Consider the following 12976-nt stretch of genomic DNA (forward strand, 5'->3'; position numbering starts at 1 on the left):
ATAATATTTGATTTTCTTCGACATTTTTGTCTCCTAAAAAGGAGCTTTTTAATGTCCGTTTTTTGGTAGGAACTCCAAAATCCCCCGCCCGAGTTAGGGTGGAGGGGAGTGGCTCGTGGGCATCTCCTCTCTCCCGCTTAACAGAAATATCGTGATTCGTATATCGAAAGGCTAAATTCCTCTAAAAAAATTCATTTCTTTTCACCCTTTTGCCTTTCATTCCCGTTGGGCTTGGATGCTGTATCCTACAGTCGCCCCGATGATGATCATTACCAAATATCTGAGTCCGATTTGTACGAAATAAGCAGGGACGCTCATCCCGGACATAGGAATTAAAATCAAAAGATCCAGCCCTATGTTTTGTAGAAACCAGATGAGTCCCGTATATGTGAAAAACGTTTTAGGAGATTCCGGTTTGAGTTTTGCCAAACGGAATAACAAAAAACATCCTGTTGTGTTCCCCACCAAAATCATCACCGTCTTAAAAAGAAAAAGGTCTCCCGTCAGTTTGCCTTCCGGGGAATAAAATCCCATAGATACGATCATCGGAATGATCCAAACGATCAGTCCGAAGCCCAAGATGCGCAATATATGTTTTTTCATGAGAGGAATTTTTAACTTAACATTCGTTTCCGTAAAGTAAAAAAGTTTTTGCTTCTTGTTTCGTCTGATTCGACTTTTGTTTCAGGTGCCCCAGTGTCAGATTCTAATCCTTCTTCCCCAGAAACTTCTTCTTCCGGTCTTCATAAAACATTAGGCCCTCTCCATCTTTGGGGAATCGCAGTCGGACTCGTGATTTCAGGAGATTATTTCGGATGGAATTTCGGTCTGTCCGTTGCGGGGTTTTGGGAGTTCGCAGTAGCTGTCTTTCTCATCGCAATCTTCTATATCTGCTTTGCGCTTTGTTTCACCGAACTTGCGGCAAGCATTCCTCATTCCGGCGGGCCTTCCGCTTATGCGAACCAAGCGTTTGGAGGCTGGGGAGGTTTTATTTGCGGATTTTTAGTTTTAGTGGAATTCGTATTGGCACCTCCTGCCATAGCTTCTGCGTTAGGTGGATATTTCCATTTTCTATTTCCTTACATACCCGATGTTTATGCTTCTTACGGATTTTTCGGATTACTAGTGGCGTTCAATTTGTTCGGTGTGAAACAAACCGCCAGATTCGAATTGTTCGTCACAATTACTGCGATCTGCGGGTTGTTACTTTATTTGGGTTCCATTTTGCCTCATTTTTCCTTTGCATCGATTCCAGATGTCTCTCGTCTTTCCAAGTTCTCTTTTCCTTCCTTCTTTCAATCCATTCCTTTTGCGATCTGGTTCTTTCTTGCAGTAGAAGGAGTCGCAATGGCTGCGGAGGAAGTGAAAGATCCTAAAAAAGACATTCCCAGAGGATACGCAGCAGGTATAGGCACTTTGATTTTTCTGGCTTCTTCCGTTTTTATAGGAACAGTAGGAGTTGCCTCACCTGAAGAAATCTCTCAATTGGATTACCCTTTGTCTTTCGTTTTAACAAAGTTATATGGCAGTGACTCTTATATCGCGAAAATTTTCACATTTATCGGGCTTTTCGGTCTGATTGCTTCTTTGTTCGGAATCATTTTGGGATATTCTCGTTTGATCTATGCCTTGTCTAAGGAAAATTTTCTTCCAAAGTTTTTGAGTAAGCTCAATTCAAAAACCCATGTTCCGAATCGATCCGTTATTTTCGGAGCGTTGATCGGTCTAGTCGCTTTGTCCATAGGAAACACTTCCGAATTGATCACAGCCAGTGCTTTGGGCGCCTGCGGTATGTATGTTGTGAGTATGTTGTCTTTTTTTGTGCTAAGAAAAAAAGAGCCGAATCGCATCAGACCTTATACTGCTCCATTTTATCCAAGTTTGGCGATCGTAGCTTTGGTTTTGAGCGCAGTTGCCTTGATTTCGGTGATCTACAGTAATTTACTTGTCGCTTTTATTGTGTTTTGCGGGCTTATTCTGTTCTCTGCGGGGTATATGTTGCAAAGCAAGAGGAAGAAGTGATTCGCACAAAGATGCAATCATACTTTCTTATACATGAAAATGCCGTGAAAGTATGAATCCGATTTTCTAAAGCGGCATACCTGTAGTGATTGTGATTTGCTTCTCTGTTAAAGAGTTCCCTTCCATATCTTTCACACCAGTAGTAGGAGTGATTAAATAACTATAATTGCCATAGATGTTTCCTCCTCCGAAGATCAAAGTGATGTTCGTACCGGAGCCGGATACAGTTACTGTCTTTGCTGCTTGCGAAGCTCCTAACATGAAGCTTACATTTGAAGCAGTGAGTGTGGATACATTTACCGGTTTACTGAATACATAGTCGATGGAGAAAGTCAGGTTCCCTGCGATGGGTACCCCGGTCGCTCCGTCCGCAGGGTTTGTACTGAGAATCGTAAAGCCGACGGGTGCAGTTTCTAAACTAATCGAATCGTTAATGTTATAAACGGCTAATGAACTTACTGAAAACTGAGAAGAAGAAGGTGTTTCTTGCGTAGCGGAAGTAGGAGTTACAGTTAAAGTGAATCCTCCCAGAAAATTTCCGCTTGCATCGGTCACTGAGATGGGAACGATTCCAGGGATTAATTTAATTAAGAATATTCCTGCACTATTGGTAGTAGCTGTTGTGGAAACGGGAGTGTCTTTAACGGAAGAGGAAAAAATAGGTCCTAAATAGATATTCGCATTTTCAATGGGAACACCGGAGGAGTTTTTTAAGATCCCTGTGACTTGCAGAGTAGCAACGTTGTTTCCTCCGGAAAGACCAGCAAAAAGAACTAATCCGGAATTGTTTTCTTTTGTTTCCTCCGGGCTTACGATGGAATTAACGACCGGATTGAGATAACAATTAGAAGTGAAGAAGATGTATGTGAGTAGTATTAGAAATTTATAAAATGATTTTTGTTTGGTCACTATAGTTTTCATGTGAATCATCCTCATTGACACTGTTGATAAAGCTAGCAAGTAAAGAGCAACAATACTAGAAATAATTTTATAAGAACAGCATTCTCTATCTAATAAATTCAATGAAATATGTCTTATGGCGGCATAGTTGTAATGAAATTCACAGTTGTCGGAGACAATGGATTTCCCGCTAGATCTGTAATCCCGCTATTAATATCAATTGTATAAGCTTGTTTACTGCTCATGGTTGCATTGATCGTCACTACGGAACCGGATATACTTGCGGAAAACGAGATAACCGGAGTAAAGCTAATGGCAGAATTGATATTTGCGGATGTGATATCTTCGCTGAAAGTTAAAGTGATCGGATCATAATGAAGATGAGTGTTGGAGCCGTTTGCAGGATTCGAAGACACGAGTGTGGGAGGTGTAGTATCTCCCCCGCCGCCACCTGTTGTGGTAATTCCTTCACTTGGAATCACGGAAATCAGAGTGACTGTAAATGTAGCAGATGCATCTGACTGGAATGTGGCGGATTGATTGTTGTCAGCAACACTCAAAGTAAAGCCTCCCAATGGATTTCCGTTAGAATCTGTTACCTGGAAGGAAGTATTCCCGCTGCGTAAGAAAAGAACGAATTTTCCTAAGGAATCGGTTTTTACGGAAGTAGAAACAATAAACATTTCTCTGGTGGAACTATTCGTTCCGCTCACATCTAAACTGGCTCCTGCAATTCCATTATCACTTGCGTCTTTTAGCTGCCCTGCAATGAGAGCAGTCGCAAGGGATGGCCCCGATCCTCCTCCTGCAGCCAATGCCAAAAAGGAAGCAGGAGAATTTTTCTCAGCCTCTTTGGGATCCAACAAAGAATTTACGGCAGGATTGAAATAACAATTACCAAGAAGAAACGACAATGCACACCAAACCGTTGCTACTTTGATTCGTTTGGATACCGAAAAGCTAGTTGAGGTTACATTCGTTTTCATGGTTATCTTCCTTTTTTGTCCAGCTCTTCCAAATCTTTTTCTAAAAGCTCGAGATCCACCTTTTCTTCCAAGGCATCTAACTCGTGTTTATTTTTTATTTCGGAAATCGCCTCTTCTTTGAGAGTGGACAGCTCTTTCTCTGATAACAAACGAAGCCCCGATCCTTCGCACACTTCCACAACTAAAGTTTTACGTGTGACCGTAACCAAAAATCCACCGAGGAGTGTGATGGCGATGTCGGACCAAGTGGAGACTTGAGAAATGCGAACAGGATGGTTTTCTTTCGGTAAAACCGAAGAAAGAGGAGGTTCTTTGAATCGAAACGCTCCGAACAACCAAAAGTATTCTGGATATTCGGAATGAGGCTGGCATTTGTCCCCAAAACTAGCGAGTACGACTGGCCTGCCTGCTTCCGGGGAGGCAAGTAAAAAGGAAGATCTAAGTGAGGAAGAACCTTGTCCGACTGAGGAAGTTTTTTCTTTGTTTTTAAGTTCGTCTTCTTTTGCTCGTTCCGTTTCTTTTAAAACAGCAAGCTCTTGTTTGCGGGCTTCCAAAAGTTTGGCTCGTTCTGTTTCTCTTTTGTTTTCTTCTTCTTTGCGAATTTTCACTTCGTCCGCTTCCGCAAGATCCTTATAAAGAATTTTTAATACCGATTTTTTGGGGATCACCAGATGTTTCCCGTCAGTGCTGGTGATTTCTACGGTTTCCAAGTTTTGGTTGGTGACTTGGCCTTTGATTGTTTTTCCTTTCTTTAATAGAATTGTATGTACTGCTAATAAAGGAAAACTAAGGAAGAGGCATAATAAGAGAGAAAGAATTTTGATCTGATTTTTCATATAGTTTTTGATTCATTCGGAAAAGGATATTCCAAACTATAAGTAGAAATCCTAAATTGAAAAGAAGAAAAGATCGTTTTTTTTAAAAACTGAGAAAAGGGGATAGGTCATCTCCCCTCTTTTAGGGATTCATGGAAATGAGGGATTTGAGATCGAATTTATATTCTATTATATAATTAAAATCGAAGGATACATCCGCTTACGTTGAATTAGCCGAAGTTTGGGAATCTTCCTGTTTATCCGCATACTTGGCGGATTCCGCTAGAGATGTACAAATATTCACAAAGATTTTCGAAACATTATCCTCCGGACAAGCATCTACCAATTGAATGAAACCATCCAAGGCAGCTTCGTAGTCTTGTCTTCTGTAAGCATCTAACGCCAGTACATAATCTTCTTTGAGTTTGACGATCTTTTCCTTTTTTTCTGGATCATAACCATCTAACACTTCGACTACGAAAACGGAATCCGCTTTTCCTTTTACGGAAACCTTGTCGAGAAGTCTGTAATCGTAACCCAATTCGTCCGTAGCTTCAATAAATGTATCCGCACTGATCACGATTTCAGCTCCGAACATTTTTGTGATTCCTTCGATGCGGGAAGCAAGATTGACCGCATCCGAAATCACTGTTCCTTCCATCCTTTCATGTTCTCCTAAAATCCCTAAAATCAGATTTCCCGTATGAATTCCGATTCCTACTTGGATGGGTCTATAATCACAGTTCGCACGATGAGTGTTATAAAGTCTGATTTCGCTCTGCATCTGCACAGCCGCTCGAATGGCATCGTTCGGACTGTCCGGGAAAAGTGCCATGATGGCATCGCCTATGAATTTATCGATAAATCCGCCGTTGTGGCGTATGATCGGACCCACTCTCTGCAGATAGGAATTTAAAAAATCGAAGTTTTCTTTCGGAGTCAATGTTTCCGAAAATTCAGTAAAGGAACGAATATCTGCGAACAGAACCGTCATTTTTTTCTGAATTTGCTGTCCTAAATCGATTTCTAAAATATCTTTTTTTCCAAGATAATTCAAAAACTCTTTAGGAACAAAGCGACTGTAAGAACTGTTCAGTGCGATGAGACTGTCCGCCAGTTCTTTCGTATGAGATAGGTTTTTGCGGAAGGATTTTCCGAAAGTGAATACTTGTAAAAATACGAAACAAACAACAGTAAGCGGACCTATATAAGTTGTGTGAATGATCGCTTCTGCGTGCAGACTGTCATTGAAGGCTCCTAATAACAAAAGCCCCATTCCCAAAAGTAAGGTTTTGGATTCGGATCTTTTGTTTCTATAACTTTTGATCAAGTAATAAAGAATGAAACATCCGTTGCCGATGAAAACGAAAGGATATACTGAGGCAAGTTCCGTGAAATATACGGAAGGTGCTAACAATGCTAATGTGAGAACGGCAGAAACCGAATAGAATATGTTTCCGATCCTTTGGGAAAAATCCTGAGGAAAGACGGAATGAAAATAATGATAGAGAACAGGCGCCGACCAGAACCAGGAAAGGTATTCGATCCTAAGAATGATTTGATAGTCCAAAGGAATCCAATCCAATAAAATTCTTTCTCCTGTGGAAACGTTTCGTAGCAACACAATAAAGGAGAAGGCGAAGATCCCCAGAGTATGAGTCACATCTTTGTCGAAGAAATAGAAAATGAGAAAAAAAATCGCCACAAAACCAAGAATAGATGCCAAAATGGTTTCGTTCATTTTTCTGTTTGTTAGGTGGTTTTGCGCTTCCGTGTACGGAGCCAGTATGATATCGTTCCAAGGCCCTCCTTTTCTATGTGAGAAGTTGGCGATCATTACATCCAGTTCGATTTCCGATTTTCCTTCCGTAGGAAGAATCACAAGAGAAGACCTGACCTGTGAGATCGTATTTTCCCGATTCGTGTTCGGAATTCCCGAACCGCCTAAATACTTTCCGGAAACAAAAACGGCATGAGATGTATCTTGTTCTCCTACAAGAACCGCAAGTGGAAAAGAAAACCCTTCTTTAGGAAGGATGAGTTTCAATCGGAAGGTGGCATATCCTTGTCCGGAAAGAACCATTCCGTTTTCTTCTCTTTTATTCCAATGAGTAGGTAGAGAGATGAGTCCAGGTGTATCCGTCTTTTGAATGGTGAGAGGAGTTTTTTCCCAGAAGAAAAACCAGTCTCCTTCCAAAGAAAGAAAGGGGGCTGTTTGAAATGAATGATTGGTTAAATCTAAAATGCCATTTTGAATTTCTGCCTTAACCTTCCTGGTTTCAGGGAGGCAGGAGAATGTAAAAATCAATAGTAGGCAAAGGAAAATCGGACGCATCTGCACCTTCACCTATTAGTAGACGAATGGGTAAAATCCAAAAGTGAAAAATATAAGGTAAAAATGAAAAATACTTTCGATTCTATTTTAGAATGAGACATAAGCTGTGGTACCTACCTCATCTCACTCTAAAGAATCCGCCTTGCCTCATACAATCGAAGTGTTTCTAATCCCTGGTCGGAAAGTCCGTATAGTCCTGGAATTTGGTGAAATGAACCGGATCTCTTTTGTATCCCAGTAAATCTTCCAAAGGCTGGTAACGATTCATTCCCATACTGATCTCTATATCGAAACCGTTGAATTGAAGAGGGTGCTCGTATCCGCAGGAATGAGCCAAGGAAAGAAGTTCCTTTCGAAATCCTTGGATGTATTTTGCCGCACGTTTTCCTTTCAGATCAGGATCCACACCTCTTTGCAGCCACCAATTCTGAGTGGCAACTCCTGCGGGACAATGATCCGTATGGCATTTTTGCGCTTGGATGCATCCGATGGCGAGCATTGCTTCTCTGGCGATATGAATCAAATCGCATCCCATCGCGATGGCAACGACGGCTCTATCGGGAAAACCTAATTTGCCGGAGCCGATCCATACTATATTCTGAGAAAGATTGTGTTTTTGGAACAAAGTGTACACTCTTTGGAATCCGATCTTAAAGGGAAGAGAAACGTGATCCGCATAAGTCAAAGGAGCCGCACCTGTTCCTCCTTCTCCTCCGTCGATGGTGATAAAATCGGGACCTTTGCCGGTAGTTTCTATAACTTTGACCAGTTCTTCCCAAAAACCGATTTCACCTACCGCACTTTTGATTCCTACGGGAAGCCCTGTAGCATCCGCGACTCTTTCTATGAAATCGACTAATTCTTGTACTGTGCTGAATTCGGAATGTGCGTTCGGAGAGATACAATCCTTACCTATTTCCACATGCCGGATCTTCGCAATCTCCGCATTGACTTTCGCACCGGGAAGAATCCCACCTTTTCCCGGTTTGGCGCCTTGGGAAAGTTTGATTTCGATCAGTCGGATTTGTTTGTTATTTTTTACTTTTTCTTTCGCCTTTTCTAAGTTAAATCTCCCTGCTTCGTCTCTTGCTCCGAAATAACCGGTTCCTATCTGCCACATGATGTCCGCACCTTGCAGATGGTAATGAGAAAGTCCACCTTCACCTGTATTGTGATAGGCGCCTGAATCTCTAGCACCTTTATTGAGAGCCATCACAGCATTTTTTCCCAAAGAACCGAATGACATTGCGGAAATATTCACGATGGAATAGGGACGATAGGGATATTTTCTTTTTCTCCAAGCTCCTATTACTTTCAAACTAGGGATGCAGGACGGATCTTTCCCTACTATGTATGCTTTGGATTCGGGAAAAGGAAATGCTTTGTGTTTGATGATGGGATAACCGGGCTCGTATTGAATCTCGGTGGTTCCGAATCCGAAGTTATTGTTTTGGCCTTTTGCTGTAGCATAGATCCAGCTTCTTTCTGTTCGATCGAAAGGTTTTTCTTCTTTGTCGTTTGCTACCCAGTATTGTCTGAGTTCCGGTCCGATCATCTCCAGAAAATAACGAAGATGGCCTACGATGGGAAAGTTTCTCTGAATGGTGTGCTTTTTTTGAGTTACGTCTCTAACAAAAACTACAAAAAAGAATGTGAATACGGAGATTCCTGCACTTGTCCAAGGGTGAATTGAAATCCAGTTTACGAGTTGATCCATAATACCTTCCAGGGCAAAGTATCGTAGGATAGAAACAAAATGACAAGCTAAGATTGTAAAAAGGATGTCGCTTGCATAAGTTTTTCTTTCGTAAAAGGTTTGAAGATATAACCGGATAACAGTGGATTCTCGGAAGCCCTTTTCGTATCTGCCTCATCCACGGAAGAACTCACCAGATAAATGCGAATCGGTTTCATAATCTCCTTTTCGATCTTCGCATACTCTTCCAAAAACTGCCATCCGTCCATATAAGGCATATTGATATCGAGAAAGACAACATCCGGCAGGGATTCAGGTTTTGTTTTTGCGTTTTCGAAGAATTTATATGCCTCTTCTCCGTCAGAGAATATCAGTATGTCTTTGGCTAAATTCGCATTGGCGATGATTTTTTGCGTTGTGAATTGATAGATTTTATCATCATCAATCAGGCAGATTTTAATTGGATTCATTCTTGGGTTACCTTTTTAGGAAAATGAAGTAAAAAGGTAGATCCTAATCCCGGCTCGGATCGTACCTCGATTTGTCCCCCTACGGATTCAAGTTGGTATTTCGTTAAAAACAAACCGAGTCCTCTACCGGAGATATGCCTATGGAACGTTTTTCTCAATTGGAACAAATGTTTCCCGTATCTTTCCAAATCGATTCCCAAACCGTTGTCGGAAAAACTGATAGTGATTTGATTCCCTACGGGAAAAGAATGGATCTGCACTTGCGGTTTGATATCTGGCTTGGAATATTTCAGGGAATTGCTGAGTAAATTCAGAAGAATACTTTCCAAATACATTTTCGGGAAATAAATTTCAGGAGCGGGAGCGAAGTCGGAACGAATGTCCGCTTTTAGATTCGTAATCTCTCCCATCATCAGTTTTTTCACTCTTTCCAAACTGTCCTGCAGATCCAAAGACTGAGGTTGATTCTCTTGGCTTTGTTGGATTTTGAGAGCGGTGATTAAATCTTCCAAGGTTGATTCTAAATTTTCTGTTACCTTATGAAGATGGATATTGTATTCTTTTTTTTCTTCTTCGTCTTCCGTTTCATCCATCAGATTCAAAAGAGTGCGCAGATTGCTAACGGGAGAACGTAGATTATGGGATACGATTTGATTGTAAGATTGAAGTTGTTTGTTTTGATTCGTAAGCGAATTTGTAACTGTAGTTAGTTTCTCATTTGTTTGAAGAAGTTTCAATTCCGTTTTTTTACGAGAGTCGATGTCGAATATTTGAGAAACGAAGTGGATGGGATGCCCTTTTTCATCTCGCACCAATGTGCCGGATAAATGTCCCCAAAGAATTCTTCCGTCTTTATGAATGTATCTTTTTTCCATTTCGAAGAAATCGGATTTTCCTTCCAGAACCTGATCTCTCAGTCTATGGTTCAAAGTAAGGTCTCCTTCAAAACTTATAGACGAAATTTCTTTGCCTAAAAGTTCCTCTTGGGAATAGCCTATGAACCTGCAAAATGCGGAATTAACTTCTAAAAACTTGCCGTCCGTAGAGGTGAGAACGACTCCTACTGCGGAAAAATGGAAAGCGTCTCTGAATTTTTTCTCCGATATCTCCAAACGATGTTCTGCATTCGTCTGCTCTGTGACATCGTAGATCGCCCCATACACTCGTATCGCTTTGCCGTTTACGATTTCAGGATTTGCAATCAAACGAACCCACTTCGATTTCTTTTTGGCGGAGATAAAAGGCAAAGTAAGATCGAAAGGAATTCCTTTTTCGAAAACATCCCACATCTTTTGGCGTAAGATCGAATCACCTGGAGCAGGATAATAAGAAAGACTGGTATCTAAGTCTTTCGGAATATTAGGAGGATCTAAATCATGAATTTGAAATACCAGATCGGTCCAAGTGGATTTCATCAAAGTAGTATCGAATTCCCATCCACCTACATTGGCCAAGTTGCTCATCTCTCTGAGAAGTCTCTCATTTTGTAAAAATGTTTCTCTGAATTCGATTTGGGAACTGATATCGATGGAGGAAGTGTGTATCTTAGTTACGGATTGATCTTGGATGAGAGCACTCACCGTTTGCAACCAGATATAATTTCCGTTTTTATGAAGAAATCGATATTCGGAGATAAGATTCGTTTCTCCTTCCAAGAGAGGATGATGAGAAGAAAGGCGAACCTTCACTCTATCTTCAGGATGAAAAAAATCGTAAGGATTTTTTCCCAACAATTCTTCCGGTTTATAACCTATGATTTTTTCCGAAGACGGACTTACATAAAGATAAAGACCTTCACTGGAATGCAAACACACCAATTCTCTACTAATCGATGTAAGAAGGCGATTGATTTCTGGTTCGGGTAAGAGCACGAGCTTACCCATATCTTAACGGACAAATCAAGTTTGTCTATTCTTTCCAAAAGGAAAAGGGCGAACGAATCGAAATAAATTTCATCATTTTATCAAAAAAAGGGACCAAACTGCTAAAGTTTTTCATCAGTCTATGATAGGCGATTCGCCTAAAAACGTTTAAAGGACAAATTATGAAGAATCTTTCTTACATCATTTTGGATGGGAACTTAACCCAAGATCCTGATCAGAAAAAAACGGGAACAGGAAAATCCGTAACAGGTTTCACTGTCGCTGTGAATCATAATACCAATCCTCAAGGAGAAGAAAAAGGAGCGGACGATGTGTCCTTTTTCGAAGTGGAAGCTTGGGAAAAATTGGGAGAAAACTGTTTCGAATATCTGAAAAAGGGAAGTAAGGTCACTGTGATGGGAAATCTCAAACAGAACCGTTGGAAAACGAATGAGGGAGAGAGCAGATCCAAGGTGAAAGTGATTGCAACCACGGTGAGATTCGACAGTCAGAGAAGAAGAGAGGCAAAAGCCGCCTAGCGATTGTAAGAGATTGCACCGGCGTCACAAGTTTTGTGCGCCGGGTTTGTGTTTTAAGGAGTGTATATCGTCTTTTTTTTACGTTTGGTCGTATTGGGAGAATCGAATATGTGGTTCGGTTCGTCCGAGGAAGATTCCTTTTTTAATTCAGAATCTTCTTTAGGAAGAGTCTGCAGTTGTTTTTTCTCTTCTTTTGCGGATTCTTCCGCTACTGATTTTCCGTTTTTGACTACGGATTGTATTTTGAAAAAACGAGGTGTAGAAACTAGATTCCATTCTCTATAGAAGTATTTGTTTCCATCGTAATTATGGGTTTGATCCACATACGCGGAGGAGATTGTTCCTGTGACTTCTCTTTCGGGGGATCCGTTGAAGGTGACAGTTGTTTCTTTTAAGGTAACCGGAGCGAAACTCATATAAGGAAACGAACGATTGTATTTCGCATGAGAAGATTCTTTCGGTAAACTTGTGTTTAATGAATTGTTCAGTGCGTAGATTTTATCTTTGATGATCTTTTTTTCGAGAGCGATTTCCTCGGGGGTCATCGTTTTGAACTTTTGGAAATTTCCTTCTTCGTAACTTCCTCGAAGAGATTCCAATTCGATTCTGTTTCGTTCCGCAATGTTTCGAAAGATGATCGTTTTATCCTGTTCGCAGTCTTTGTTATCCACATCGCAAATTCCTTCCAAAAAGGGATTCACGTATGTAATTTCCAAATAGATGTTTACGTATTCTCCTGCGATCGGAACTTTTTTAGGATCCAATTCCAATGCTTGAGGAACAGGGGAGTCGTCCGAATACCTTCTAGGTTCGCTTTCTTTAAACGATTTACTTTCTTTTCCTAAATCGCTGAGTTTAAACTTTTCTTGAGTTTCCCCGATCACTACTTTGTTTCTGATTTTTTCGATTTTTGTTTCCGTCACTTCGTAAGCTTGAAAGTTGACCGGCTGTGCGGAAATGGTTTCTCCCTTATGATTTTTTACGACAATTCTATGTTCTACGATAGTACCTTTTTTGATCTCTTCGATGATGTTGAGACCGGAGTCTTTGAAAAACAGCTCCAAACGGATGAAAGGTTTATTGTTTTCGGAATATTCCACATTCACCCAAGGTTCTCCGGACAAGTTGGTTTTTGTAGTACCTTCTTCTTGAGATTCCGATTGAAGTTCTTTGGCAGCTTCCGCAGCGGTGATCATTTTCACCAAATTTAAGTTAATTTGTTCGGAAGGAACCTTATAGACAATAGTTTTGCAGCCCGAAAATAAAAATAGGGCGAAGGATAGATAGGTGAGGAATTGTCTCATATATTTAGTATCGGCAATAGGAAACCCCTCCGATGAGGGGTCTTTTG

At 40.8% G+C, this 12976-nt stretch carries 11 protein-coding genes; 2 read left to right on the plus strand and 9 right to left on the minus strand.

Annotated features, from left to right (window positions below; all coding sequences use genetic code 11):
• Positions 1-216: 216 nt before the first annotated feature.
• On the minus strand, positions 217-603 hold the full coding sequence (locus tag EHS15_RS10580) for a hypothetical protein (protein ID WP_135760544.1): 387 nt from the start codon (positions 601-603) through the stop codon (positions 217-219).
• A gap of 93 nt (positions 604-696) precedes the next feature.
• On the opposite strand from EHS15_RS10580, the gene eat reads away from it, so the two are divergent.
• Positions 697-2022 carry an ethanolamine permease gene (gene eat, locus EHS15_RS10585; protein WP_135760545.1) on the plus strand — a complete coding sequence of 442 codons (1326 nt, stop codon included), beginning with the start codon at positions 697-699 and terminating at the stop codon, positions 2020-2022.
• A 66-nt stretch (positions 2023-2088) separates the two neighbouring features.
• Here eat and EHS15_RS10590 read toward each other — a convergent pair whose 3' ends face one another.
• From EHS15_RS10590 to EHS15_RS10620, 7 genes are all read right to left on the minus strand, one after another.
• Positions 2089-2943, minus strand: a complete 855-nt coding sequence (locus tag EHS15_RS10590; protein WP_167884211.1) for an Ig-like domain-containing domain — start codon at positions 2941-2943, stop codon at positions 2089-2091.
• Between the two features lie 113 nt (positions 2944-3056).
• Positions 3057-3908 (minus strand): Ig-like domain-containing domain, encoded by an 852-nt coding sequence (locus EHS15_RS10595; RefSeq protein WP_135760547.1) that lies wholly within the window; start codon positions 3906-3908, stop codon positions 3057-3059.
• Positions 3909-3910: 2 nt separating this feature from the next.
• Positions 3911-4744, minus strand: coding sequence for an LA_0442/LA_0875 N-terminal domain-containing protein (locus EHS15_RS10600; RefSeq protein WP_246052078.1), 834 nt, complete (start codon positions 4742-4744; stop codon positions 3911-3913).
• 199 nt (positions 4745-4943) lie between these two features.
• Complete coding sequence (locus tag EHS15_RS10605) at positions 4944-7058, minus strand: adenylate/guanylate cyclase domain-containing protein (RefSeq protein WP_135760548.1); 2115 nt, start codon at positions 7056-7058, stop codon at positions 4944-4946.
• A gap of 166 nt (positions 7059-7224) precedes the next feature.
• The gene (locus EHS15_RS10610) at positions 7225-8775 is read right to left on the minus strand and encodes an FMN-binding glutamate synthase family protein (RefSeq protein WP_135760549.1); all 1551 of its coding nucleotides are present in this window, start codon (positions 8773-8775) and stop codon (positions 7225-7227) included.
• Positions 8776-8822: 47 nt separating this feature from the next.
• Positions 8823-9224 carry a response regulator gene (locus tag EHS15_RS10615; RefSeq protein ID WP_135760550.1) on the minus strand — a complete coding sequence of 134 codons (402 nt, stop codon included), beginning with the start codon at positions 9222-9224 and terminating at the stop codon, positions 8823-8825.
• Positions 9221-11095, minus strand: a complete 1875-nt coding sequence (locus tag EHS15_RS10620) for a PAS domain-containing sensor histidine kinase (protein ID WP_246052080.1) — start codon at positions 11093-11095, stop codon at positions 9221-9223. Before EHS15_RS10620 ends, EHS15_RS10615 begins: the two co-directional genes overlap by 4 nt.
• Positions 11096-11268: 173 nt before the next feature.
• Between EHS15_RS10620 and EHS15_RS10625 the strand changes: the two genes are divergently transcribed.
• Complete coding sequence (locus EHS15_RS10625; RefSeq protein WP_135760552.1) at positions 11269-11625, plus strand: single-stranded DNA-binding protein; 357 nt, start codon at positions 11269-11271, stop codon at positions 11623-11625.
• Between the two features lie 53 nt (positions 11626-11678).
• On the opposite strand, the gene EHS15_RS10630 is transcribed toward EHS15_RS10625, so the two are convergent.
• Positions 11679-12929: a hypothetical protein gene (locus tag EHS15_RS10630; protein ID WP_135760553.1), complete on the minus strand. Its 1251-nt coding sequence runs from the start codon at positions 12927-12929 to the stop codon at positions 11679-11681.
• Positions 12930-12976: the final 47 nt, after the last annotated feature.

The organism is Leptospira idonii (assembly GCF_004770995.1).
Lineage (GTDB): Bacteria > Spirochaetota > Leptospiria > Leptospirales > Leptospiraceae > Leptospira_A > Leptospira_A idonii.

Bases quoted from the DNA above. Each gene is read 5' to 3' on its own strand.
- EHS15_RS10625 (WP_135760552.1), top strand. From the start codon at position 11,269: ATGAAGAATCTTTCTTACATCATTTTGGATGGGAACTTAACCCAAGAT.
- EHS15_RS10580 (WP_135760544.1), bottom strand. From the start codon at position 603: ATGAAAAAACATATATTGCGCATCTTGGGCTTCGGACTGATCGTTTGG.
- EHS15_RS10590 (WP_167884211.1), bottom strand. From the start codon at position 2,943: ATGAAAACTATAGTGACCAAACAAAAATCATTTTATAAATTTCTAATA.
- EHS15_RS10610 (WP_135760549.1), bottom strand. From the start codon at position 8,775: ATGGATCAACTCGTAAACTGGATTTCAATTCACCCTTGGACAAGTGCA.
- EHS15_RS10595 (WP_135760547.1), bottom strand. From the start codon at position 3,908: ATGAAAACGAATGTAACCTCAACTAGCTTTTCGGTATCCAAACGAATC.
- EHS15_RS10605 (WP_135760548.1), bottom strand. From the start codon at position 7,058: ATGCGTCCGATTTTCCTTTGCCTACTATTGATTTTTACATTCTCCTGC.
- EHS15_RS10600 (WP_246052078.1), bottom strand. From the start codon at position 4,744: ATGAAAAATCAGATCAAAATTCTTTCTCTCTTATTATGCCTCTTCCTT.
- EHS15_RS10615 (WP_135760550.1), bottom strand. From the start codon at position 9,224: ATGAATCCAATTAAAATCTGCCTGATTGATGATGATAAAATCTATCAA.
- EHS15_RS10630 (WP_135760553.1), bottom strand. From the start codon at position 12,929: ATGAGACAATTCCTCACCTATCTATCCTTCGCCCTATTTTTATTTTCG.